The organism is Achromobacter sp. MYb9, assembly GCF_002975275.1.
In the GTDB taxonomy this organism is placed as follows: domain Bacteria; phylum Pseudomonadota; class Gammaproteobacteria; order Burkholderiales; family Burkholderiaceae_B; genus Achromobacter.
Genome location: NZ_PCOQ01000006.1, coordinates 211,247 through 234,534, shown reverse-complemented (window position 1 = coordinate 234,534; position 23,288 = coordinate 211,247). Strand labels below are relative to the sequence as shown.

General features: G+C 66.6%; 17 protein-coding genes. 3 read left to right on the top strand and 14 right to left on the bottom strand.

What is annotated here, in order from left to right:
• Window positions 1-51 precede the first annotated feature (51 nt).
• Window positions 52-1,608 carry an argininosuccinate lyase gene (locus CQ050_RS12150; RefSeq protein ID WP_105557073.1) on the top strand — a complete coding sequence of 519 codons (1,557 nt, stop codon included), beginning with the start codon at window positions 52-54 and terminating at the stop codon, window positions 1,606-1,608.
• A gap of 16 nt (window positions 1,609-1,624) precedes the next feature.
• Here CQ050_RS12150 and CQ050_RS12145 read toward each other — a convergent pair whose 3' ends face one another.
• Window positions 1,625-2,512, bottom strand: coding sequence for a LysR family transcriptional regulator (locus CQ050_RS12145; protein ID WP_105557072.1), 888 nt, complete (start codon window positions 2,510-2,512; stop codon window positions 1,625-1,627).
• Between the two features lie 158 nt (window positions 2,513-2,670).
• On the opposite strand from CQ050_RS12145, the gene CQ050_RS12140 reads away from it, so the two are divergent.
• On the top strand, window positions 2,671-4,089 hold the full coding sequence (locus CQ050_RS12140) for an MFS transporter (protein ID WP_233213986.1): 1,419 nt from the start codon (window positions 2,671-2,673) through the stop codon (window positions 4,087-4,089).
• Window positions 4,090-4,119: 30 nt separating this feature from the next.
• Here CQ050_RS12140 and CQ050_RS12135 read toward each other — a convergent pair whose 3' ends face one another.
• The 4 genes from CQ050_RS12135 to CQ050_RS12120 are packed head-to-tail and all read right to left on the bottom strand — an operon-like array spanning window position 4,120 to window position 9,167.
• Complete coding sequence (locus tag CQ050_RS12135) at window positions 4,120-5,085, bottom strand: tripartite tricarboxylate transporter substrate binding protein (protein ID WP_105557071.1); 966 nt, start codon at window positions 5,083-5,085, stop codon at window positions 4,120-4,122.
• Between the two features lie 42 nt (window positions 5,086-5,127).
• Window positions 5,128-6,384, bottom strand: a complete 1,257-nt coding sequence (locus tag CQ050_RS12130) for a CaiB/BaiF CoA-transferase family protein (RefSeq protein ID WP_233213984.1) — start codon at window positions 6,382-6,384, stop codon at window positions 5,128-5,130.
• Window positions 6,385-6,412: 28 nt separating this feature from the next.
• The gene (locus CQ050_RS12125) at window positions 6,413-7,558 is read right to left on the bottom strand and encodes a MaoC family dehydratase N-terminal domain-containing protein (RefSeq protein WP_105557070.1); all 1,146 of its coding nucleotides are present in this window, start codon (window positions 7,556-7,558) and stop codon (window positions 6,413-6,415) included.
• 22 nt (window positions 7,559-7,580) lie between these two features.
• Entirely contained in the window at window positions 7,581-9,167 is a 1,587-nt protein-coding gene (locus CQ050_RS12120) for an acyl-CoA synthetase (RefSeq protein ID WP_105557069.1), read from the bottom strand.
• Window positions 9,168-9,347: 180 nt separating this feature from the next.
• Between CQ050_RS12120 and CQ050_RS12115 the strand changes: the two genes are divergently transcribed.
• Entirely contained in the window at window positions 9,348-10,148 is an 801-nt protein-coding gene (locus tag CQ050_RS12115) for an IclR family transcriptional regulator (protein ID WP_105557068.1), read from the top strand.
• Between the two features lie 43 nt (window positions 10,149-10,191).
• Here CQ050_RS12115 and CQ050_RS31085 read toward each other — a convergent pair whose 3' ends face one another.
• The 9 genes from CQ050_RS31085 to CQ050_RS12075 all read right to left on the bottom strand — a co-directional run bounded on the left by CQ050_RS31085 (window position 10,192) and on the right by CQ050_RS12075 (window position 23,260).
• Complete coding sequence (locus tag CQ050_RS31085; RefSeq protein WP_233213982.1) at window positions 10,192-10,314, bottom strand: putative transporter small subunit; 123 nt, start codon at window positions 10,312-10,314, stop codon at window positions 10,192-10,194.
• A 29-nt stretch (window positions 10,315-10,343) separates the two neighbouring features.
• The gene (locus tag CQ050_RS12110; RefSeq protein WP_105557067.1) at window positions 10,344-12,038 is read right to left on the bottom strand and encodes a sodium:solute symporter family protein; all 1,695 of its coding nucleotides are present in this window, start codon (window positions 12,036-12,038) and stop codon (window positions 10,344-10,346) included.
• Between the two features lie 580 nt (window positions 12,039-12,618).
• Window positions 12,619-13,803: a 2-methylaconitate cis-trans isomerase PrpF gene (prpF, locus tag CQ050_RS12105; RefSeq protein ID WP_105557066.1), complete on the bottom strand. Its 1,185-nt coding sequence runs from the start codon at window positions 13,801-13,803 to the stop codon at window positions 12,619-12,621.
• A gap of 91 nt (window positions 13,804-13,894) precedes the next feature.
• Complete coding sequence (gene acnD / locus CQ050_RS12100) at window positions 13,895-16,510, bottom strand: Fe/S-dependent 2-methylisocitrate dehydratase AcnD (RefSeq protein ID WP_105557065.1); 2,616 nt, start codon at window positions 16,508-16,510, stop codon at window positions 13,895-13,897.
• Window positions 16,510-17,220 carry a GntR family transcriptional regulator gene (locus CQ050_RS12095; protein WP_105557064.1) on the bottom strand — a complete coding sequence of 237 codons (711 nt, stop codon included), beginning with the start codon at window positions 17,218-17,220 and terminating at the stop codon, window positions 16,510-16,512. The genes acnD and CQ050_RS12095 overlap by 1 nt, the downstream gene beginning before the upstream one ends.
• Window positions 17,221-17,362: 142 nt before the next feature.
• Window positions 17,363-19,165: an NAD(P)/FAD-dependent oxidoreductase gene (locus tag CQ050_RS12090; RefSeq protein WP_105557063.1), complete on the bottom strand. Its 1,803-nt coding sequence runs from the start codon at window positions 19,163-19,165 to the stop codon at window positions 17,363-17,365.
• Window positions 19,166-19,373: 208 nt separating this feature from the next.
• Window positions 19,374-21,266 carry a sigma-54-dependent Fis family transcriptional regulator gene (locus tag CQ050_RS12085; RefSeq protein WP_105557062.1) on the bottom strand — a complete coding sequence of 631 codons (1,893 nt, stop codon included), beginning with the start codon at window positions 21,264-21,266 and terminating at the stop codon, window positions 19,374-19,376.
• A gap of 79 nt (window positions 21,267-21,345) precedes the next feature.
• Window positions 21,346-22,161, bottom strand: coding sequence for a hypothetical protein (locus CQ050_RS12080; RefSeq protein WP_233213980.1), 816 nt, complete (start codon window positions 22,159-22,161; stop codon window positions 21,346-21,348).
• Window positions 22,162-22,288: 127 nt separating this feature from the next.
• Entirely contained in the window at window positions 22,289-23,260 is a 972-nt protein-coding gene (locus tag CQ050_RS12075; protein WP_105557061.1) for a tripartite tricarboxylate transporter substrate binding protein, read from the bottom strand.
• Window positions 23,261-23,288 lie beyond the last annotated feature (28 nt).

The following is a 23,288-nucleotide window of genomic DNA, read 5'->3' as shown; positions in this document are numbered from 1 at the left end:
CCGGGGGCTTTTCCATAAACTACCGCACCGCCCCTACATAACGAGAACGCCATGAGACAGTTCCTTCCCACCCTGGGCACCGCCCTGGTCATGTCGCTGGGCACGCACGCCGCGTTCGCCCAGCAAGCGCCCGCTGCCGCGCCGGCTGCGGCTGCCACCGCCACTGCCGTTCCCCGGGACCCTTTCTTCTGGTTGGGGGAAATCAACAAAGCCACCGCCGTCATCAACACCGATGAAGGCCTGCTGGACAAGTCCATCGCGCCGCGCCTGGCGGCCGGGGTCGCCAAGGTGATCAGCGACGGCAACCAGCCGGGCGCCAAGCGTCCCGCCAGCGTCATCACCTTCGAACCGTTGCTGATCAAGGCGGCGGGCGAAGACGTGACGTTGCTGCACGCGGGCCGCTCCAGCCAGGACATGCACGCGACCTACCGCAGCGCCATCCTGCGCGACAAGCTGCTGGAGCTGGCCGACCAGTTGAACAAGACGTCCACCACGCTGGTCGAACTGGCCGCCAAGCACGCCGGCACGATCGTGCCGAACTACACCAATGGCGTGGCCGCGCAGCCCAACAGCTATGGGCACTATCTGCTGGGCCAGGCCGCGGGCCTGGCGCGCGACGCCCAGCGCATTCGCGAAGCCTACGCCCGCATCGACCGCTCGCCCATGGGCACGACGGTGCTGAACGGCACCAGCTGGCCGCTGGACCGCAAGCGCATGGCGCAATACCTGGGCTTCGAGGCGCTGGTCGACAACGCCTACGACGCCTCGCAGATCTCGTCGATGGATCAGCCGGTGGAAGTGGCGTCTATCGTCACCAGCATTGCGCTGCGCACCGGCAACTTCGTCGAAGACGTCATGACGCAGTACGCGCAGTCGCGCCCCTGGATCCTGCTGGAAGAGGGGGGCGGCAATACCTACGTGTCCAGCGCCATGCCGCAAAAGCGCAACCCCGGCCTGTTGAACGACACGCGCAGCGACGCGTCGACCGCCGTGACGCTGGCGATGGGGCCGGTGATCCAGACGCACAACATCACGCCGGGCATGAGCGACCCCAAGGACGTGAAGCAGAACTCGGCGATGGTGGACAGCGGCATCTCGGCGCTGAAGCGTTGGGACCGTGTGCTCAAGGCCATGGTCATCAGCCCGGAGCGCGCGCTTGAAGAGCTGAACAGCGACTGGACCGCATCGCAGGAATTGGCCGACGTGCTGATGCGCAAGTACAAGCTGCCGTTCCGCGACGGGCACCACTTTGCCTCAGAGGTGGTGACCTACGCGAAGGCCAACAATATCAAGCCGCTGGACTTTCCGTATGAGCAGGCTCGCCGCATCTATGCCGATTCCATGAAGGACTCGAAGTACGGCAACGAGTTGCCGATGAGCGAAGCCGAATTCCGCTCGACGCTGGACCCGGTGGCCATCGTGAAGAACCGGGCCACCAGCGGCGGTCCCCAGCCCGCCGAAATGGATCGCATGCTGAAGGCCGCGCGCGAGCAATTGGCGTCGCAGGGCAAGTGGATCAAGGAACGCCGCGATCACATCGACAAGTCGCTGGCGGACCTGGACAAGCAGTTCGACACGCTGGCGGCCAGCGCGCCGAAAGGGAAGTAAGCGCGGGGCGACGCTGTCAGCCGACGGCGTCCAGCACGCATCCGCGCAGCCACCGATGGGCGGCGTCGCCGTCCATGCGCGGATGCCACAGCATTGACACCGTGAACGCCGGCATCGCGAAGGGCAGGGCGAAGGTGTGCATCCCTGCCCGCAGGCTGCCGGTGTGCCGTTCGGGCACGGTGGCGATCAGGTCGGACCCGCGCGCCAGCGCGAGCGCCGTCGAGAATCCGCCGGCGATGGTGGCGATTGCGCGTTCGCGCCCGTGCGAGGCCAGCGCGTCGTCCACCGGCCCTTTTTGCAGGTTTCGGCGGGAGACGAGGACGTGTTGCGCGGACGCATAACGGGCAAGCGTGACCTTGCCCTGGCTGAGCGGATGCCCGGCACGCATGACACCCACGAAGCGGTCCTGGAACAGCGCGCGCGTGCGCAGTTCGGGGCTGGCGTTGTCGCTGACGATGCCTGTTTCCAGGTCCACGGCGCCTTCGCGCAGCGGCGCGCTGTCCTTGTCGGTCTTCTGCACGAAACGCAGCCGCACGCCGGGCGCCTCGGCGCGGGCGCGGGCCAGCAGGGCCGGCCCGAAATTCTCGGCGAAGCCGTCGCTGGTGCGCAGCGTGAAAGTGCGCGCCAATTGCATCAGATCAAGCTGCGTGGCCGGGCGCAGTACGGATTCCACGTCTTGCACCAGCACGCGGACACGGTCACGCAATTCCAGCGCCCGGGGCGTGGGCACCAGGCCGCGGCCGGCGCGCACCAGCAGCGGGTCGCCGGTGGTTTCGCGCAGCCGCGCCAGCGCCCGGCTCATGGCGGACGGGCTTAATTGCAGGCGTCGGGCGGCGCGCGCGACGCTGCCTTCGGCCAGCAGAACGTCCAGGGTGATCAAGAGATTGAGGTCGGGGGTGGCCATCCTGCAAACGTAGCACGGTTGGCGTGCCGTGGCAGGTTTTGATAGCGCGTCTGGTGCAGGTATTTAGTGCAAATGCTGCGTCTTCCGCCAGGTCCGGGCAACGCCTAGCATGTGTGCAGGGCGTCGCGTCGGCGTCCGAAATTCTTGCAGGCCAGCCCATGCGTACCGCCGTTCCGCCGAATTCCCCCGTCCGCCCCTCTGTGCCGCTGTTGGCCTGCTTGTCGGTGTCGATGCTGCTGCCCGCCCTGGGCACCAGCATCGCCAACGTTGCGCTTCCGGCGTTGGCCCAGGCCTTCGATGCGCCGTTCCAGGCGGTGCAATGGATCGTGCTGGCGTATCTGCTGGCCATCACCACGCTGATTGTCAGCGTGGGCCGCCTGGGGGATCTGGTCGGCCGTCGTCGGTTGATGCTGGCCGGAATCGGTTTGTTCACGGCGGGGTCGGCGCTGTGCGGCGCCGCGCCGTGGCTGGGAGCATTGGTTGCCGCGCGTGCCGTGCAAGGGCTGGGCGCGGCAATCATGATGGCGTTGACGCTGGCGTTCGCCAGCGAGGCCGCGCCCAAAGAAAAGACGGGCAGCGTGATGGGGCTGCTGGGAACGATGTCGGCCATTGGCACGGCGCTGGGGCCCGCGCTGGGCGGCATGCTGGTGGCCGGGGTGGGCTGGCCGTCGATCTTTCTCATCAATCTGCCGTTGGGCGCGCTGGCGTTCGGGCTGGCGTGGTTTCACCTTCCGCCGGATCAGCGGGCGACGGCAACGCCCCGCGCGCGCTTCGATTCACTGGGGTCGTTGCTGCTGGCCGCAAGCATCGCCGCGTATGCGCTGGCGATGACCCGGGCCGGAAGCGGTTTTGACTGGATAAGCGGGGCGCTATTGGCGGTTGCCGTGGTGGCGGCCGCGGCCTTCGTGCAGTCGCAGGCCCGCTCGGCATCGCCGCTGATCGGGCTGGCGCTGTTTCGCCGCCCCGTGCTGAGCGCGGGCGTGACGGCGAACGGGCTGGTTTCCACGGTCATGATGACGACGCTGGTCGTCGGGCCGTTCTACCTTGCAGGCGGCTTGGGGTTGAACGCGGCGCAGGTGGGGCTTGCGATGTCTTGCGGCCCGATCGTGGCCGCGCTGGCGGGCGTGCCGGCGGGCCGGGCTGTCGACCGCTACGGCGCCCAGCGCGTGATGGGGGCGGCGTTGATTGCCATGGCCGTGGGGGCAATCGGTCTGTCGCTGGCACCGGTGGCGTTCGGCGCGGTGGGTTACGTGGCGCCGTTGGTGGTGATCACCGCTGGCTACGCCCTGTTCCAGGCCGCGAACAGCAGCGCGGTCATGACGGAGGCCGGCGCCGCGCAACGCGGCGCGCTCTCGGGCCTGCTGAACTTGTCGCGCAATCTGGGATTCATCACCGGGGCGTCGCTGATGGGCGCGGTGTTCGCCTGGGCGTCGGGGGCGGGCGACTTGCGGGTTGCGCCGCCCGCCGCGCTGGCGACGGGCATGAGCTGGACGTATGGCCTGGCGGCGGCGTTGCTGTTGCTGGCGTTGGCCATTGCAGCGGTGGGGCGGAATCGAAGCGGGCCTGCGACGGCCTGACCGGCGCAAATCCGCCCGCGGCGCGGCCCGTTACTCTGCCTTCAAGCCCGCCTGGACGATCAGCGGCTGCCACTTCAGCCGTTCGCTGCGCGAAAACGCGGTCAGCTCCGCAGGCGTGCCGCCGCCGGGCTCATGGCCCAGTTCCAACAGCCGCTGCCGCACCTCGGGGCGCGCCAGGATGCCCGCCAGTTCGGCGTTCAAGCGCTGCACGATGGCGGGCGGGGTGCCCTTGGGGGCGTACAGGCCATTCCACGCGATGACCTGAAAGCCGGGCAGGCCCTGCTCGGCGATCGATTTCACGCCGGGCAACAACGCGGATTCCTTCAACGATGTCACGGCCAGCGCCCGCAGCTTGCCGCTGGTGATGAACGACCGCGCGGCGCTGACGGTGTCGATGCCGATCTGCACCTGTCCGCCCATGAGGTCGGTGGTGGCGGTGGCCGACCCCTTGTACGGAATGCCGCGCATGCTGTTGACGCCTTGCTGCTTGAGCAGTTCGAAGACAAGCCGCGCGGTGGTGCTGGGCATGCCGACGTTGATGCTGTCGGCCTTGGCTTTCTTGGCGTCCCGCAGGTCGGCCAGATTGGCGTACGGGGATCCCGGCGGCGTCAGCAGCACCATTGGAAAGGAACTGACCAGCATCACGGGTTCGAAGTCGCGGTCAGGGTCGAAGGCCGTGGACGAATACATGTATTCGTTCAGCACGTGCGTGCCGTTGGTTCCCATCAACAACGTGTAGCCGTCGGGCGCCGCGCGCGCCGCTTCCGAGGCGCCGATGTTGCCGCCCGCGCCGGGGCGGTTTTCCACGATGAGAGGTTGCCCCAGGGCCCGGGCCAGATACTCGGCCAGATAGCGGCCGGCGACATCGGTGCCTTGGCCGGCCTGATAGGGGACGATCAATTTGATGGGTTTGGAGGGATAGGCGTCGGCGGCCGCGGTGGGTTGCGTGAATAGCAGGGATGCCGCTAGCGCGGCCATCAGGCGTATGGTCTTCATGGTGGTCTCCTGGATTTTCTTATTGGGTAGCGGTGGGGGGTGCTACGGCGTCGAAGAAGGCCCTCGCGGCAAGACGCCTTGGTCCCGCAGCGCCGCGATCTGGGTGTCGTCGAGGCCGGCCTCCCGGAGGACCTCGTCGGTGTGCTGCGAATAGGCAGGGGGCAGCCGGCGCACGCGCACGGGCGCGTCGGACAGCCGCGTGGCGGCGCCGATGCCGTGATAGCCGTCGCGGTCGATGCGCATGCCGCGATGCGTCGAATGCGCCTGCTCGAAGGCCTCGGGCACGCTGTGGACCGGTCCCGCGGGCACGCCCAGCCGCATCAGGTCTCGGCAGACGGCATCGCGCGTGTGGCGGGCAAGCGCCGTGTCAAGCGCGGCGCGCAAGGCGTCGCGGTGTTCAAGCCGTTGGCGGTTGGTCGCGAAGCGTGCGTCCTCCAGCAACGGCGCAAGCTCGATGTATTCGCAGAACTTGCGGAATTGGCGGTCGTTCACGATGCCCAGGAAGATCTCGCCATCGCGGCAGGCGAAGCGGTCGTATGGCGCGATGTTGGGGTGCGCGCTGCCCAACAGCCCCGGCGCGCGCTGCGTGTGCATCCAGTTGGCCGCGTGTGGCACCAACAGGCTGAGCGCGGTGTCGAATAGCGTGGCGTCCACGCGCTGGCCCCGGCCGGTGCGCGCTCGGTGATACAGCGCCAACAGGATGCCCGCTTGCGCGGTGTAGCCCGTCAGGTGGTCGACGATGGGGACGCCGATGCGGGTCGGGCCGCTGGCCGGGGCGCCGTTCACGCTCATCAGCCCGCACATGGCTTGCAGGATGGCGTCGTAGCCGGGCAGGCCGCCCAGCGGGCCGTCGGCGCCGAATCCCGAGATCGCGCAGTAGATCAATTGAGGAAAGCGCGGCTTGAGGTCCGTCTCGTAGTCCAGCCCCCACCTGGCCATCGTGCCCGGAATGAAGTTCTCGACCAGAATGTCGGCATCTTCCAGCAGCCGCAACAGCACGTCGCGGCCCCCGGCCAGGGACAGGTCGAGTCCGATCGCGCGCTTGCCCCGGTTGACGGCGGTGAAGTAGGCGGCGTCGCCATCCGCGTTCACGGGCGGGCCCAGCGTGCGGGTCTCGTCGCCGCCGGGCGGTTCGACCTTGATCACGTCCGCGCCCTGGTCGGCCAGCATCTGGGTACATAGCGGCCCCGCCAGCACCCTGGACAGATCGATCACCCGGACGCCCGCCAGCGCGCCGCCGGCGCGGGCGTGGGGAGCATCCGGGGCGTTTGCAGCATGCTCCGATGAACCAGACATCATTGACCTCGATTTGGTCGTGTCCGACGCGTTATCCGCGGGTGGGCAATTCAACCACGCCTGAACCCAGCACGGACAGTTCGTCGTCCTGGTTGCGGGCTTCTTGTTCGATCTCGACCAGATGGCGGCCGTCTTCGACGTACTTGCGCTTGACGCGGCCCTTGAAGAACAGCATGTCGCCCTCGGGGTTGTGGCGGCGGATCTTGCACGTGGACTTGCGCAGGAAGCCGGCGTCGCCCATCCAATTGGTCAGGTGATGCGTCAGCCACGAATTTCGCTCCGGGCCATAGTCGTACGCGCCCGGCGCGCCCACTTCCAGCGCGAATTCCTCTTCCCAGTGCACGCGTTCCGGCACATCGGGGATGCCGAAGCGGTTGGTGATGCCCACGCCGGGATGCGCGTCGATCAGTTGCCACGCCAGCTTGTTGGCGCGGATGTACAGGCCGCCCCAACCTTGTGCGTAGGCAATGAAGCCCGTCACCGTCATGGGGCCCTTGAACATCACGGGTAGTTCTTGGCCTTCCTTCACGTCTTCCCAGTAGCGCGGCGTGGCGCCGCGCACTTCTTCCTGCGCGTACAGCTTGTAGGCTTCTTTGATTTCCTCGGGGCTGTAGCGGCGGGGCTCGCGGGCACGCACTTCCTTGTACTTGCTGCCCTGTTCGCGGGCGTGGTCGCGTTCCGTGCGGAAGCACCAGCTGTCGGCCTCGGCGACTTTGTCGCCTTCCTGGTTGAAGAAGTCCACGTGATAAATCTGCTGCACCGCGCGACCGGCGAATCGGGTCTGGTGTTCGATCAGGTTCTTCAAATGCGCTTCGGTCGAGATGACGTCGTTGCGCTTGACGGCCTGGTGCCACGTCCAGTCGGCGCCCGACCACATGGCGTGCACGCCGGGCAGCCCGCCCACGTAGCCCGACACGATGCGGCTGGTTGAAAACAGGAAGCTGGGCAGCGCGATGATGCCGCCGTGCTGCGTCTTGGCCGCGTATTCCGGGTCGCACCACAAGGGGTTGTCGTCGCCGATGCCATGGGCGTAGTGGCGGATGTTGTCGCGCGTGGCCTCGTAGCACCACGGCTCGGCGGTGACGCCGATCTTGACGCCGATCCGCGCGCGGAGTTCGTCCAGGCCGCGCTCGGTGATGGTCGGGAAGCTTCTTTCGGTCTTGGTCTTGGTCAGCATGATGTCTCCTGGGGGGGATGGGTCAGACGTGCGCGGCGGGCGCGGCGTTTTCGGTTGAAGCGGGGGCGCCGGCAAGCTCTTGCTCGCGCAGTTTCCGGCGATGGATCTTGCCTGCGGGCGTCTTCGGCAGTTCGGGCACGAACACCACCTGACGCGGATACTCGTGCCGCGCCAATTGGCTGCGCACGGTGTTCTGGATCTCTTCGATGAAGGCGTCGTCGCCGGGGCGGGCCGACACCACGAAGGCCTTGACGACCTGGCCGCGCAAGGCGTCGGGCACACCGATGGCGGCCGCCTCGGTCACGTCGCGATGCTTCAGGATGGCGTCTTCGATTTCGACGGCGCTCATCGTCCAGCCCGCCGAAATAATGACGTCATCGGCACGGCCGCCGTGCCAGAAATAGCCGTCCTCGTCGATGCGCCCCAAGTCCTTGGTGGCAACCCAGGCGTCGCGGCGCCACAGCTTCAATTCGCCCGTCACGCCGGGCGGACAAGGCGCGCCGTTGGCGTCCTGCACTTCGACCCGCAGGCCGGGCACGGGCTTGCCCAGCGAACCGGGCTTGACCGTGAAATCCGGCGCGCCCGGATAGTTCACCAGGCAAACCCCGATTTCGGTGGTGCCGTACATGCTGCAGACGGGTTGCCCGAAAGTGGCCTGCACAAAGGCGGAGGTTTCACTGTCGATGGGTTCGCCGGTAAAAGACACCTTTTGCAGCTGATAGCGGTATTGGTCCGCCACGCCGGCGTTGCGCATCATGCGGTAGTGGGTGGCCGCCGCCGAGATGTTGTTGAAGCCGTGTTCCTGCAAGGCCTGCAGCAGGCGTTCGGCATTGAATTTTCCTGCGTAGGCGCCGATGGTGACGCCCAGGGCCAGCGGCGCAAGCGTGCCGTGCCACAGGCCGTGGCCCCAGGCCGGGGACGATGGGCACATGAAGCGGTCGCCCGGTCGCACGCCGGTGCCGTACAGCGCGGCCATCATCAGCGTGACCAGCGCGCGGTGGGTGTGCTTGACCGCGTCCGGCAGTTCGCGGGTGGTGCCGGAGGTGTACTGGAAGATGGCCAGGTCGTCGGCCTGCGTCGTGCATTCGTACCGGGGCGGGAAGGCCGCCAGGGTGTCAAGGAAATCGCCGTCCGCGATGACGACGCGCATGTCGTCGCGTCCGCCCGCCAGCGGCGCTTTCTCGGCATTCGTCACCAGCATGCTGGGCTTGCAATCCTGCACGCGCAGCCGGATGCCATCGGGACCGAACAGCGTAAAGAGCGGCACCGCGATCGCACCGCGCTTCATCGCGCCGAACATCGCCACGTAGAAGGCCAGCGACGGTTCCAGCATCACGGCGACGCGGTCGCCGGGCTGGACGCCCTGGGCGGCCAGGTAATGCGCGAAACGCGACGAGGCGTCGGAAATCTGCTTGAAACCGTAGGACTCGCTGCCGCCGGCCGCGCGCAGCAGGATGACGGCCGGCTGGTCCCGGTCGGCATGGCGGTCGATGCACTCGTGGGCGATGTTCATCTGCCGGCGGTCGCCGTCGAACAGCGCCCAGAGCATGTCCGGCGTGCAGAGCGCCTGGGCGTCCGCGTAAGAAGTGGCCTGTGTCAGCGTCGTCATGTCGTCGTGCCTGTGAGGGGTCCGCAATCTGTTGAAGCGATATTGCGCGCCACCCTAGAAATTGTCAATAACGCTCATTGATTGTATATGGACAATTAAAGGACAACAGATAGAGGCCACATCGGCGGCGCGAGGGCCGGCGCGCAAGGTATGCTTGCCGCAATAAAAACGGAGAGTCAGATGAGTCAGTCCAGTTCCCAGGAACCTTCCGCGGCCGTGGGGCCGCGCGTTCGCCCGGTGCCGGCCGTCACGCGGTCGATCGCCATTCTGCGATTGCTGGGCCGTGGCGGCGCGCCGATGACCTTGAAGGCGATTTCTCAGGAATTGGAGATGGTGACCAGCACCTGCCTGCACATTCTTCGGGTTTTGGTGGAAGAGGGGCTGGTGAAGGTGGATGCCGGCACCAAGCGCTACAGCCTGGGCGTGGGCATGCTGACGCTGGCGCGCAGCGTGATCGAAAGCAGCCCCTTCCCGACGCTGGTGCAGCCCGTGCTGGACAAGCTGTCCAGCGCGGCCAACGTCACGGCGATCGGCGTGGAAGTGGCGGGTGCCGACCACATGGTGGTTCTTGCCTTGTCGCGTTCCACGGCGCCGTTCCGATTGCACGTGGATGTGGGCAGCCGCTTCCCGGCGCTGATCAGCGCGACGGGCCGCCTGGTGGCCGCCTTCTCGGATCTGACCGACAAGGAGCTGGAACGCCGATTCAAGGCGCTGCGATGGGATCAGGCGCCTGAATTCGCCGCCTGGAAAGCCGATGTGGAGGCGGTGCGCCGGGACGGCTACAGCATGGATCGGAACAACTACATCAACGGCGTCGTCGTGATCGCGGTGCCGGTGCTGAACAGCCAGAACCGCATGACGCATTCGCTGGTTGCGGCAGGGCTCGCCGAACAGCTGGACGACGCCCGTGCCCACGCGTTAGCCAAGGACTTGCAGGCCGAAGCGCATACGCTGTCGCAACTGCTGTCGGCCCGAAGCTGACCGACGCGCGCGGCGCTGCGGTGCCGTCCAGCCCGTCCGGCCGCTACACCATCGACGTGCCGCTACGCCTGGCCGTGCGGACGTCTCGCCACAGCGTCGTGCACAAGAGCGCGAGGATGGCTGCGGAAATCAACGGCCAGATCAGAAAATAAGCGGTCAACCACATATCAATCTCCTTGTTGTGATGGGCATGGATCAGCGCGCGGCGCTGTTCGCGGTGAGCGGGCCGGACGGCGCTGTGCGCGCTGCCCCATCCGGTTCATGGTGGAACGCGGTGACACGGTGAGCCAGCAGGCCGAAATCGAACCGTTCCTGGTTGCGCAGGCTCAGCGCCACGCATACCGTGGCGCTGACGCCGTAGGCGGTCAGCGAAGCCAGCAGCACGATGTAGTCGCGCAGGCTGCCGATGAAGGCGGGTAGCATCACCGCCACGCCAATCGTGCCCACCGTGATGGCAGCGGTGCGGCCCAGGAAGCCGAACGCCATCAACCCCAGCACCACGCCGCCGCCGATGGCCGCGCAGATTTCAAAGAAGACGGCGACCACGCCCGTGATGGGCAGCCACTCGAAGCGCACGATCGAGAACAGCGCCACGGCGGACAGCACCGAGCAGACAAAGGCGCGGTTGTTCACGCGGTCCCAATAGAAGCTGGCGATGACCGGAAAGACGATGGCGCCCCATAGCGCGCCCACGAACACCAGCATGACCAGGATGTCCAGCCGCAGGCTGGCGAAGACCACGCCGATCATCGTGGCGATGATCATGGTGGCCCGGCCCCACCACAACATGCGTTGCGGATTCGGGCGTCCGCGCGCCACGTTCTTGGCGTAGACGTCGGTCATGACGATGGCGGACAGTGCCGCCAGATCGGAGTCGGCGGTGGAAGACAGCGAGCCCACGACCAGCAGGAAGAACAGGGCGATGCCGAACGGCGGCAAGTAGGTGGACGCCATTTGCGGGATGATGTTGTTCAAGTCGCCGTTGGCCGGCTCCAACCCGACAAACAAGGCCAGCAGGCCCAGCATGCCCAGCCCGATCACGACGGCACCGTAGCCCACCGTGGCTGTCAGGAAGGTGGGTTTGATCAGGTCTTCGCGTACCGCGAACAGGCGTTGCGCGATGGTCTGGTTGCCAATGGCATACGCCAGCACCGCCACGAAGTACGGCGCGCCTTGCTCCAGGATGGCCTTGGTGGAATAGAAGTCGGCCTGATCGCTGTTCAAGCGCCACATGTTGGCTTGCAGCATGTCCGGGCCGCCCGCGTTGAAGAAGATCAGCGGGATGATGATGACCGCGGCGATGATCATCGCCGCCAGTTGCGCGAAGTCGGTCATGACCGATGTGCGAAAGCCCGACCACAAGGTGTAGGACAGCACGCCCAGCCCGGCGATCAGCACGCCCTGGATGAACGTAAGCGGGCTCAGGATCGAGACCAGCGCGCCCGCGGCCGTGAAATTCACCATCAGGCTGATGCAGCTGCCCACGATGTTCGATACCGCCATGATCATCTGGCTGGAGGTGCCGTGGCGGGCGTGGATGACTTCGGCCAGCGTGTGGGCCTTGGGTGCCAGTTGCCTGAAGCGCTTGCCGAAGGGGTAGATGAAGAGAATCATCAGGGCGCCCCAGAATCCGTAGTGCAGCGGGCCGGACAGTCCGTACTTGTAGCCGGAGGTGGCGCTGGCGTAGAAGGAGGCGGCCCAGATCCAGGTGGCGATCATGCTGGCGGTCGACAAGCCGAAGCCGACCGCGTTGTTCGACACCATGTAGCCGTCGACGTTCTCGTTTTTTTCGCCGATGAATAGCGACATCAGGAACGTCGCGCCGTAGAAGCCGGCCAGCAACAGGATGGCGGTGGTCGCCGATAACTGGAAGAACACAGTCTCTTGCATCTTGGGGGTCCTTACTCCTCGACAGCCTTGTCCGGGCCTGACGGCCGGGGCTGCATGAGTGCCATTTCCGCGGGTTGCGATGGGCGGCAAGCGTTCCCATGGCGCAGGCGAAACACCAATGGACCGCGGGCTTTCGTTGTGGTCTCGAGCGCGCGGTCGCGTGCCTGCCCAGCCGGGCAAGGGATGGTGGCCCGGGTCGGACAAACACAAGACACACCGTATTGGTGCCTTGCTGCGGCATAGGACCGGAGCGTCGCGAACATGGCTGTTCGGTGACGCGCGTGCGGCTCAATGCGGTGAGCAATGGTCCTGCTGGGTAAGCAGGTTTTTGTTCCGCAACCGCTGGCTTTCGGCCAGGCGGCTGGGTGGTGGTGTTTCGGCGCTGGCGCCGGGCCGCTGTGCGCGGCCATGTGACGGGTGCCCTCGATGACGGAGCATCGGCGGGGTCCGGTGATGAATTACAACATCTGTTAAGTATAGGGGTAGACGGGGACAGCGTCTACCCTTCGTGCCGAGAAAAGCGGGGTGAAAATGTAAGTTGCGAGCCTTTGCTCGCGGTTCACCCCGGCCGGGAGTCGGCTTAAAACCCTTCTTTTGGCACGTGGATGCGGCCTTCCATCAGCACGCGCGCGCTGCGGCTCATGATGGCTTTGGTGACTTTCCATTCGCCATCCACCCGTTGTGCCTGGGCGCCGACGCGCAGCGTGCCGGAGGGGTGGCCGAAGTTGACGCTGTCGCGTTCGGTGCCGCCAGCGGCCAGGTTCACGAGCGTGCCGGGGATGGCCGCCGCCGTGCCGATGGCGACGGAAGCGGTCCCCATCATCGCGTGGTGCAGCTTGCCCATGGATAGCGCGCGCACCAGCACGTCGATGTCGCCCGCACCGATCTGCTTGCCGCTGGACGACACGTAGGCCTTGGGGCGCGCCACGAAGGCGACCTTGGGCGTGTGCTGGCGGCTGGCGGCCTCTTCGACCTTGGTGATCAGGCCCATGCGCAGGGCGCCGTGCGCGCGAATGGTCTCGAAGCGCGCCAGCGCGGCGGCGTCGCCATTGATGTCGTCCTGCAATTCGGTTCCGGTGTAGCCCAGGGCTTCGGCATCCAGGAAGATGGTCGGAATGCCCGAATTGATCATCGTGGCCTTGAAGGTGCCCACGCCGGGCACGTCCAGGTCGTCGACCAGGTTGCCGGTGGGGAACATCGAGCCGCCGTCGCCTTCTTCGGCGGGGTCCATGAATTCCAGCCGCAGTTCGGCAGCGGGGAAGGTCACGCCGTCCAGCTCGAAGTCGCCGGTCTCCTGCACCGCGCCGCCGGTCATCGGCACGTGCGCGATGATGGTCTTCTTGATGTTGGCTTGCCAGATGCGCACGACGGCGATGCCGTCGGCGGGCACGCGGGCCGGGTCGACCAGGCCGTTGGTGATGGCGAAGGGGCCGACGGCGGCGGACAGGTTGCCGCAGTTGCCGCTCCAGTCCACAAACGGCTGGTCGATGGAGACCTGGCCGAACAGATAGTCCACGTCATGGTCAGGCTGGGTGCTCTTGCCGACGATGACGGTCTTGCTGGTGCTGGACGTGGCGGCCCCCATGCCGTCGATCTGCTTGCCATAGGGGTCCGGGCTGCCGATCACGCGCATCAGCAGTGCGTCGCGCGCGGCGCCGGGCGCGCGCGCGGATTCGGGCAGGTCGTCCAGCTTGAAGAACACGCCTTTGCTGGTGCCGCCGCGCATGTAGGTGGCGGCGATCTTGGTTTGGGGTGCATGGGCCATGGGGTCGTCCTGATGTCTTGGTGCGATGTGTTCGGGTGGGCCGGCGGGCGCGTTGGCGTCCGCCGGCCGGGGGTGTCAGCTGGCCGCGGTATCAGCTGGCCTGTTTGGCGCCGGCCACGGATTCGGCTTCCAGGAAGTCCTGGGCAAAGCGCTGCAGCACGCCGCCGGCTTCGTAGATGGACACTTCTTCCGCGGTGTCCAGACGGCAGGTGACGGCCACCTGCACGGTCTCGCCATTGCGGCGGTGGATCACCAGCGTCAGGTCGGCGCGGGGCTTGCGTTCGCCGATGACGTCGTAGCTTTCGGTGCCATCCAGGCCCAGCGTCTTGCGGTTCACGCCGGGTTTGAATTCCAGCGGCAACACGCCCATGCCGATCAGGTTGGTGCGGTGGATACGTTCGAACCCTTCGGCCACGATGGCTTCCACGCCGGCCAGGCGCACGCCTTTGGCGGCCCAGTCGCGCGATGACCCCTGGCCGTAGTCGGCGCCGGCCACGATGATCAGCGGTTGCTTGCGGTCCATGTAGGTTTCGATGGCTTCCCACATGCGCATGACCTGGCCTTCCGGTTCCACGCGCGCCAGCGAACCTTGCTTCACGGTGCCGTCGTCGTTCAGCACCATCTCGTTATAGAGCTTGGGGTTGGCAAAGGTGGCGCGCTGCGCGGTCAGGTGGTCGCCGCGGTGGGTCGCGTACGAGTTGAAGTCTTCTTCCGGCAGACCCATCTTGTCCAGGTATTCGCCGGCTGCGCTGTCCAGCATGATGGCGTTGGACGGCGACAGGTGGTCGGTGGTGATGTTGTCGCCCAGGACGGCCAGCGGCAGCATGCCGCGCAGCGTGCGGGCGCCTGCCAGCGCGCCTTCCCAGTACGGCGGACGGCGGATGTAGGTGCTTTGCGCGCGCCAGGCGTAAAGCGGGCTGACGCCGGCCTTGCGGTCGTCCTGGATGCCGAACATCGGCGCGTAGACCTTGCGGAACTGCTCGGGCTTGACCGATGCCTTGACCACCGCGTCGATCTCTTCGTCGGTGGGCCAGATGTCTTTCAAGCGGATCTCGCGGCCGTCGGCGCCGGTGCCCAGTACATCGCGTTCGATGTCGAAGCGGATGGTGCCGGCGATGGCGTAGGCCACGACCAGCGGGGGCGAAGCCAAAAAGGCCTGCTTGGCGTAGGGATGGATGCGGCCGTCGAAGTTGCGGTTGCCGGACAGTACGGCGGTGGCATAGAGGTCGCGGTCGATGATTTCCTGCTGGATCACGGGGTCCAGCGCGCCCGACATGCCGTTGCACGTGGTACAGGCGAATGCGACGACGCCGAATCCCAGTTTTTCCAGGTCTTCCGTCAGGCCGGCTTCGTCCAGGTACAGCTGCACGGCCTTGGATCCCGGCGCTAGCGAACTCTTCACCCACGGCTTGCGCGACAGGCCGGCGCGGTTGGCGTTGCGCGCCAGCAGGCCCGCGGCGATCACGTTGCGCGGATTGCTGGTGTTGGTGCAGCTGGTGATGGCCGCGATGATGACGGCGCCGTCGGGCATCCGGCCCGGCTCGTTTTCCACGACGCCCGAGATGCCGCGCGCCGCCAGGTCGGACACCGGCAGGCGACGATGCGGATTCGACGGACCGGCCAACGTGCGCACGACCGTAGACAGGTCGAAGCGCAGCACGCGTTCGTATTCGGCCGTCTTCAAGCTGTCGGACCACAGGCCCGCGGTCTTGGCGTAGGTTTCCACCAATGCGATCTGCTCGTCCTCGCGGCCGGTCAGGCGCAGGTAGTCGATGGTCTGCTGGTCGATCGAGAACATCGCGGCGGTGGCGCCGTACTCGGGCGCCATGTTCGAAATCGTGGCGCGGTCGCCCAGCGTCAGGCTGGCGGCGCCTTCGCCGTAGAACTCCAGATAGGCGCCCACCACCTTTTCCTTTCGCAGGAATTCGGTCAGCGTCAGCACGACGTCGGTGGCGGTGATGCCAGGTTGCGCGCGGCCCGTGAGCTCCACGCCGATGATGTCCGGCAGGCGCATCCAGGACGCGCGGCCCAGCATCACGTTTTCGGCTTCCAGGCCGCCCACGCCGATGGCGATGACGCCCAGCGCATCCACGTGCGGCGTGTGGCTGTCGGTGCCGACCAGGGTGTCGGGGAAAGCCACGCCGTCTTGCGTGTAGATCACGGGCGACATCCGCTCCAGGTTGATCTGGTGCATGATGCCGTTGCCAGGGGGCACGACTTCGATATTGCGGAAGGCTTGTTTGGTCCAGTCGATGAAGTGGAAGCGGTCTTCGTTGCGGCGGTCTTCAACTGCGCGGTTCTTGGCGAAGGCGTCGGGATCGTTGCCGTCGAATTCCACGGCCAGCGAGTGGTCGACGATCAACTGCACCGGCACCACCGGGTTCACCTTGGCCGGGTCGCCGCCCATGTCGGCAATCGCATCGCGCAGGCCCGCCAGGTCGACCAAGGCTGTCTGGCCCAGGATGTCATGACAGACCACGCGCGCCGGAAACCACGGAAAATCCAGGTCGCGGCGGCGTTCGATCAGCTGCTTGAGCGCGTCGGTCAGCATGGCGGGATCGCATCGGCGAACCAGGTTTTCCGCCAGCACGCGGGACGTGTACGGCAGGCCGGCGTAGGCGCCGGGCGCGATCGCCTCGACGGCGGCGCGCGCGTCGAAATAGTCCAGGCGGGTGCCGGGCAGGGTTTTACGGTACGAGTGATTCATCATGCCTCCGTGCGCCGCAGGTTGCTCTGGGCGATCTGTTGTTCGATGTTGATTCGGGATGCGCGGATATGCCGGCGCATCAGGATTTCGGCCAGCTCGCCGTCGTGGTCCGCGATGGCGTCAAGAATGCGGTGGTGTTCGGCGTAGGCCTGCCGCGGGCGGTTCGGCGTTGTCGAATACTGGATGCGGTACATGCGCGCCAGTTGGTAGAGCTCGTCGCAAAGCATGCGGAACAGCATCTGGTTGCCGCTGCCCTTGACGATGCGGTAGTGGAAGTCGTAATCGCCTTCCTGCTGGTAGTAGCCCAGGCCGGCCTGGAAGGCGGCGTCGCGTTCGTGGGCTTCCAGCACGCCGCGCAGTTCGGCGATTTCGGCGGGCGGCATGCGTTCGGCGGCCAGGCGGCAGGCCATGCCTTCCAGCGATTCCCGGATTTCGTAGAGTTCGGACAGCTCTTGCTGCGACAGCGATACGACGCGGGCGCCGGCGTGCGGCACGCGCACCAGCAGCTTTTGGCCTTCCAGGCGGTGCAGGGCCTCGCGCAGCGGTCCCCGGCTGACGCCGTGCTGGCGCGCCAGTTCGGGTTCGGAAATCTTGCTGCCCGGGGCGATTTCGCCTTTGACAATGGCGGCCTGGATCTTCTTGAAGATGTGATCCGACAACGTTTCGCCATCGCCCGGCGGGTGGCCCGGCAACGTCAGCACTTTGCTCATGGTGTCAACAATCTGTCCGGATTTAGCGTAAATATTCGGAATAAGGCGGGATTGGCCGCCAGATTGTCAACAATTTACCGTGGGTCGCCCCGGAGCGCAAGCGGGCCGAAGGCGCCGCTTGCGCGGGGGGAGGCCGGTGGCGCTACCGCTGGTGGTGCACGGCTTGCAGGCCGTAGACCTGCACCGGCAGCCCGACCTGGCGCGCCTTCAATTGCAGGGACAGGTACTGGGAATAGTGGCGGGACTGGTGCAGGTTGCCGCCGTGGAACCACAGGCCCTCCTGCTGCGTGGGCTTCCACATGTTGCGCTGTTCGCCCTCCCAGGGGCCAGGATCCTTGGTGGTGTCCGACCCCAGGCCCCAGCACTTGCCCACCTTGTCAGCGACGTCCTGGCTGATCAGGTCGGCGGCCCAGCCGTTCATCGAGCCGTAGCCAGTGGCATAGACGACCAGGTCCGCGGGCAGCGTCACGCCGTTCTTCAGCACGACGGCGTCGCGCGTCAGATGGCTGACGTCGGTGCCGGATTGCAGCTTGATGCTGCCATCGATGATGAGGTCGCAGGCGCCCACGTCAATGTAATAGCCCGAGCCGCGCCGCAGGTATTTCATGAAAAGGCCCGAGCCGTCGTCGCCCCAGTCCAGCATGAAACCCGCTTTCTCAAGCTTGGCGTAGAACTCGGCGTCGCGTTCACGCATCTGGTCGTAAAGCGGAATCTGGAACTGCGCCATGATCTTGTAGGGCAGCGAAGCGAACGTCAGATCCGCCTTGCGCGTCGTCATGCCGTTGGCCAGCGCCTGTTCGGAATACAGCCCGCCCAGGCCGATGTCCATCAACGTGTCCGACCGGACGATGTGCGTGGACGAGCGCTGCACCATCGTGACGTTGGCGCCGCCTTCCCACAACGCCGCGCAGATATCGTGAGCGGAATTGTTGGCGCCGATCACCACCACGTTCTTGCCGCGGTATGCGTCGGGGCCGGGGTGCTGCGATGAATGCTGCTGCTCGCCCTGGAAAACGTCCTGCCCCGGAAAGCGCGGAATGTTGGGCTTGCCCGACATGCCGGTGGCAAGCACCAGCTGCTTGGGCCGCAGCACCACGGGCTTGCCCTCGCGCAACACGGTGACTTCCCATTCCTGCTTCTGCGCGTCGTAGCGCGCCGACTGGCAGACGCTGGAGGTCCAGTAGTTCAGTTCCATCACCTTCGTGTACATCTCGAGCCAGTCGCCAACCTTGTCCTTGGGTGCGAAGACGGGCCAGTTTTCGGGAAAGGGGATGTAGGGCAGGTGGTCATACCAGACCGGGTCGTGCAGGCACAAGGACTTGTAGCGCTTCCTCCAACTGTCGCCGGCGCGCTCGTTCTTTTCGATGATGATCGTGGGCACGTCCAACTGGCGCAGCCGCGCGCCCAGTGCGATGCCGCCTTGTCCGCCGCCGATGATCAGCACATAGGGCTGCGTCTGATAGCCCAGTTCGGCCGCTTCCTGTTCGCGCTTTTCCAGCCAGGTCTGGCGTTCGCGGCGGTTGCCGTGTTCGGCGCCCTTGGGGCGGCGCGTGCCGCTGGGTTCTTCGTGGCCCTTGAGTTCGGACATGGTGGTCAGCAGCGTCCAGATCTTGCCGTCCTTGACGCGGATGTGCCCGTAGCCGCGCGCCAGGTTGGTGTCGATGTGCAGCCAGCCTTGCAACAGTCCGCCCTCGTCGGCCACGGCCTCACGGTCGTCGCGGGTGAAGCGCACCGGTTCGACCTGCGGCAGTTGCGAAGCGAGCATGTCGCGGATCTGGGCGTGCCCCTCCAGGGTGCGCAGGTTCCAGCTGAACAGCACCAGGTCGCGCCAATAGCAGTCGTCCTGGAACAACCGGGCGACACCTTCGATGTCTTTGTTGCCCAGCGCGGTGTTCAGGCGCGCTAGCACCGCGTCCAACGCGGCGTCGGCGTGATCGTTCGGCATGTCTTGTCTCCTTGCCCGTGGCGGGCGTTGTCGTGGCGTTCCGATGACGGCCCCGGCCTGTGCCGGCCGGTGGGCGTCAAGGATCACCATGCAATTGCCGTGCCAGCTTCCGGCTCGCCGCGCCAGGCCCGTGGCCGCAGGGCGGCGGGGACGCGGCGCCACGCAGCGGGTGTGGCGCGCGCCACACCTGTGGCGGCGCAGTGTGGCGTCAGCGCCGTGGCGTCAGCCCGTAGCGACGCATCTGGCGATGCACGGTGGAGCGGTCCACGCCCATCCGCCTGGCGGCCTCCGAGACATTGCCGGCGCAACTGGCCAACGCGGACCGCAGCGCGGCCTCTTCAGCCGTGGCGGCGTGGCCCGCGGGCGCGAGCGCTTCGGGCAGATCCTGCGGTTCGATCACGCCGTGTTCGCACAGCGCCGCGGCTACCGCGATCACGTTGGCCAGTTCGCGGATATTGCCGGGCCAGGCGTGTGCCTTCAACGCCCGCAGCGCCCGCGCGGACAGCACGGGCGCGCCGGACTCGTCCTGATGCCGCGCCAGCATGCGCGCGATGAGCCAATCCAGGTCCTGGCGTTCGCGCAGCGGCGGCACCGTGAGCGTGGCCGCGTTGATGCGGTAATACAGGTCTTCGCGGAACCCGCCCTCGCGCACCCGCGCGCCCAGATCGCGGTGCGAGGCCGATATCAAGGTCAGGCGCACCGCGCGTGGCGCATTGGCGCCGATGGGCGTGACCTCGGATTCCGCCAGCACGCGTAGCAAACGGCTTTGCAACGTCAACGGCATGTCGCCGATCTCGTCCAGGAACAGCGTGCCGCCGTCGGACGCTTCGATGAGGCCCTTGCGCCCCTTGGGCGCAGCGCCCGTGTAGGCGCCCGGCAGATAGCCGAACAGTTCGCTTTCGATCAGGGATTCCGGGATGGCCGCGCAGTTCACCGCGACAAAGCTGCCCGGCCGCCGGCTGTCTTCGTGGATGGCTCGCGCCAGGTATTCCTTGCCCACGCCGGTTTCGCCTTGCAACAGAATGGGCAGCCCCTGGCGCGCCAGTTTGGCGGCGCGCGTCTGCAACGCCGCCATCCTGGCGTCACCGCCGTCCAGCCCGCGCAGGGCCGAGGTCGTGGCGCGCACGGCGACGGACGCGCCACGCGCATGGCGGTTGGGTTCAATGGCGTGGGCGAATAGCGCATTGCCGTCGCGCGCGACGATCAGGCGGTCCTGCGGCGCATGGCCGCGCGTGAATTGCGGCAGGTCATCCAGCTGTACCTCGAAGAAACGCGTGACGGGTTGGCCGATCAGGTCGGCGGGTTGGCGCCAGTCCAGCCCGGCTGCGCGGGCCAGCAGCTTGGCCCCGGAATGTGTCATGCCCAGGATGCGGCCGGCGCCGTCCAGCGAGATCGCGGCTTCGGGATCCACGTCCAGGAATTCGGGCGACCGCGCAAAGCGCAACACCCATTCGTTGCGCGTGCGCGCCATCAGGTTGGCCAGTTCGATGCGGCGGGTGGTGCTGTTGACCAGATGCAGCGCCAGGTTCTGGCTGGCCTTCAGGCTGGGGGAACTGAGCAGCGAAATATCCAGCACGGCCGCCAGTTCGCCGTCGGCGTTGTAGATGGGCGCGGCGGTGCAGGAAAGCGGCGTATGGGTGTTGTCGAAGTGATCGGTCTGGTGGATGGTCAGTGCTTCGCCGGTTTCCAGGCAGGCGCCCACGGCGCAGGTGCCAGCGCGCGGTTCCGACCATTCCGACCCCAGGTACAACCCGGCTTTGCGCAGCTTGTCGGTCTGCGACGGGTCGCCCAGGAACTCCACCGTGACGCCCTGGCGGTCGGCCAGCAATAGCACGTAGTTCTGGCCCGCGACCTGGCGGAAAAGATGGTCCAGCCCGCTGCGGGCGATGCTGATCAGGGCTTCGGATTGCTGGCGGTGTTCGCGCAGGCGGCCGTCAGGGACGATATACGCCTCGCACGCCTGGGCCGGATCCAGCCGGTATTGGTCCAGGCAGCGCAGCCAACTGCGCACCACATGCGCGTCGCGCTGCGTGGGGCGGCCTTGGCCGACCTGTTCGATCTCGCGGATATGGGCGGAATGCAGGGATTCCTGACTAGGCATGTCGTCTCCATGGTGCGCCCGATCTACGCCGGATCAGCTAGGCAGCATGCACAGAGACGGCCCCGCTTGTAAATGGTGGTTATCCAGCGGTCTCGCTGTCTATCGAGCGCAGCGCTTTGGGAATCCGATAACGCTTGCCGTCAAAGCGCAGCGTGTGGCGCGTCTTGCCCTGGCTGACGGTTTTTTCTTCGCAGCCGCCTTGCTGCACTGCGGCACGGCTGGACGAGTGCGAATCGGTGGCGACCAGGTCGCGGTAGCCCTTGGTTTGCCTGGTGCCTATCGCCAGGCTGACCGCGCGTTCCGTGAATTTGCCCGCGCAGCTCGTGTCCCATTGGCCGGACGAGTGGTTGACGATCAGGCCGTCGAGCACCAGGCGCAATTCGTTGTCTTCCACGGTGAAGAGCCGCAAGCTGGTTTCGTCCATGGGGTTGGCGCGCGAGGCGCCTTCGCGTTCGATGCGGATACCAAACGCACGGCGGTCGGCCGTGACGTCATAGCGCGCCGTATCGAACGACAGGCTGGCGATGCGCAGGGCATCGTCCGACATCAGATCAACCACCGTGCGGCGCTGCCGCACTTGCAACGTCTGGCGGTCCAGCACCAGCACTTCCAGATCGCCTTCGTGGCCGTTCTCGGGGTCGGGCGTGGCTTGCATCAACGGCACCGCCACCAGCAGCAAGTCTGGATTGGCCGGCCAGGCCTTGCACGCCACCGCGAAGGGCGCGCCGACATCCGCGTCCGACAGCGTCACGAAGGCGTGGCCTTGCTTTAAGCGGATGCGGCCTTCGCGGTCGGGCTTGTCCTGGTTTTGATACACGCTGCGCACGATGTCGGCCGCCTCTGGGCAAGGGCCGCTTGCGGCGCGCGCCACGCCGCCCGCCAACAGGGCGGACAAGGTCAGGGCGCCGGTCAAGAAGGATAGGGGGCGGGGCATCGCAGGCGGACAGGGACGAAGAAGACCGAATTCTAATCACGCCACCTGTCGGCGTTGCGCCGCTTTCGCTACCGGCCGCTACAGATCGCTACAAGTCCACCCGCACCTTGCCTGCCTTTACCAGCGCGGCCACGTCGCGGATTTCCGTTAGCAAAGCCTGTTGCAACTGCGCCGGCGTGCCGCCCGTGGGCTGGAAGCCCTGTTCGGCCAGCTTGGCCCGCACGCCCTCGGTTTGCAGCGCGCGGTTGATGCCCTGGTTCAGCGCGGCGATCGTCGCTTGCGGCGTGCCCGCGGCGCAATACGTGCCAAAACGAATCTGCGCCTCAAAAGCCGGGTAGCCGCTTTCGGCGACGGTGGGAATGTCCGGATACTTGGGGAGGCGTTCGCGGCTGGTCACTGCCAGCACCCGCAGGCGTCCGCCCTTCAGGTAAGGCTCGACCGCCGCCACCGTCGCCACGACCAGCTGGATCTGGCCGCCCAGCAGATCCGTCATCATCGGCCCCGTGCCGCGATACGGAACGTGCAGCATGTCGATGCCGCAGGCGGCTTGCAGCAGCTCGGTAGCCAGATGCTGCGGCGTGGCGTTGCCGGGCGATCCGAAGGTCAGCCCTTTGGGTTCGCGCCTGGCTTGGGCCACGAGTTCGGCCAGTGTCTTGGCCGGCAGGTCGCTGTTGACGGCCACCATGTAGGGCGAACTTGCGATCGCGCATACCGGCGCCAGCTGCTTGAGCACGTCTTCCGGCGGGCGGGTGTAATAGCGCACCGACGGCACCAGCCCCGCGAACAACAGCACGCTGCCATCCTTGGCGGCGTTGGCGGTGTAGTCCGCGCCCAGCATGCCGCTGGCCCCGGGCTTGTTCTCGACGACGACAGGGCGGTCCAACGCGCCCTCCAGCGTGGCCGCGATGACCCGGCCCAGCACATCGGTGCCTCCGCCCGGGGGGAAGGGCACGATCACGCGCAAAGGCGCTTCTCGGGCTGCGGCATGGCGGCTTAGCGACAGAGCGGCGGGCGCCGCGGCGGCCAGGGCCAGGTGCTTCAGTACGGTTCTGCGATTCATGGGGTTGTCTCCATCTCCGCCCCTTCGG

What these genes read in the sequence shown, in the direction of transcription:
- CQ050_RS12150 (WP_105557073.1), top strand. Translation starts at nt 52, where the DNA reads ATGAGACAGTTCCTTCCCACCCTGGGCACCGCCCTGGTCATGTCGCTG.
- CQ050_RS12145 (WP_105557072.1), bottom strand. Translation starts at nt 2,512, where the DNA reads ATGGCCACCCCCGACCTCAATCTCTTGATCACCCTGGACGTTCTGCTG.
- CQ050_RS12140 (WP_233213986.1), top strand. Translation starts at nt 2,671, where the DNA reads ATGCGTACCGCCGTTCCGCCGAATTCCCCCGTCCGCCCCTCTGTGCCG.
- CQ050_RS12135 (WP_105557071.1), bottom strand. Translation starts at nt 5,085, where the DNA reads ATGAAGACCATACGCCTGATGGCCGCGCTAGCGGCATCCCTGCTATTC.
- CQ050_RS12130 (WP_233213984.1), bottom strand. Translation starts at nt 6,384, where the DNA reads ATGATGTCTGGTTCATCGGAGCATGCTGCAAACGCCCCGGATGCTCCC.
- CQ050_RS12125 (WP_105557070.1), bottom strand. Translation starts at nt 7,558, where the DNA reads ATGCTGACCAAGACCAAGACCGAAAGAAGCTTCCCGACCATCACCGAG.
- CQ050_RS12120 (WP_105557069.1), bottom strand. Translation starts at nt 9,167, where the DNA reads ATGACGACGCTGACACAGGCCACTTCTTACGCGGACGCCCAGGCGCTC.
- CQ050_RS12115 (WP_105557068.1), top strand. Translation starts at nt 9,348, where the DNA reads ATGAGTCAGTCCAGTTCCCAGGAACCTTCCGCGGCCGTGGGGCCGCGC.
- CQ050_RS31085 (WP_233213982.1), bottom strand. Translation starts at nt 10,314, where the DNA reads ATGTGGTTGACCGCTTATTTTCTGATCTGGCCGTTGATTTCCGCAGCC.
- CQ050_RS12110 (WP_105557067.1), bottom strand. Translation starts at nt 12,038, where the DNA reads ATGCAAGAGACTGTGTTCTTCCAGTTATCGGCGACCACCGCCATCCTG.
- prpF (WP_105557066.1), bottom strand. Translation starts at nt 13,803, where the DNA reads ATGGCCCATGCACCCCAAACCAAGATCGCCGCCACCTACATGCGCGGC.
- acnD (WP_105557065.1), bottom strand. Translation starts at nt 16,510, where the DNA reads ATGAATCACTCGTACCGTAAAACCCTGCCCGGCACCCGCCTGGACTAT.
- CQ050_RS12095 (WP_105557064.1), bottom strand. Translation starts at nt 17,220, where the DNA reads ATGAGCAAAGTGCTGACGTTGCCGGGCCACCCGCCGGGCGATGGCGAA.
- CQ050_RS12090 (WP_105557063.1), bottom strand. Translation starts at nt 19,165, where the DNA reads ATGCCGAACGATCACGCCGACGCCGCGTTGGACGCGGTGCTAGCGCGC.
- CQ050_RS12085 (WP_105557062.1), bottom strand. Translation starts at nt 21,266, where the DNA reads ATGCCTAGTCAGGAATCCCTGCATTCCGCCCATATCCGCGAGATCGAA.
- CQ050_RS12075 (WP_105557061.1), bottom strand. Translation starts at nt 23,260, where the DNA reads ATGAATCGCAGAACCGTACTGAAGCACCTGGCCCTGGCCGCCGCGGCG.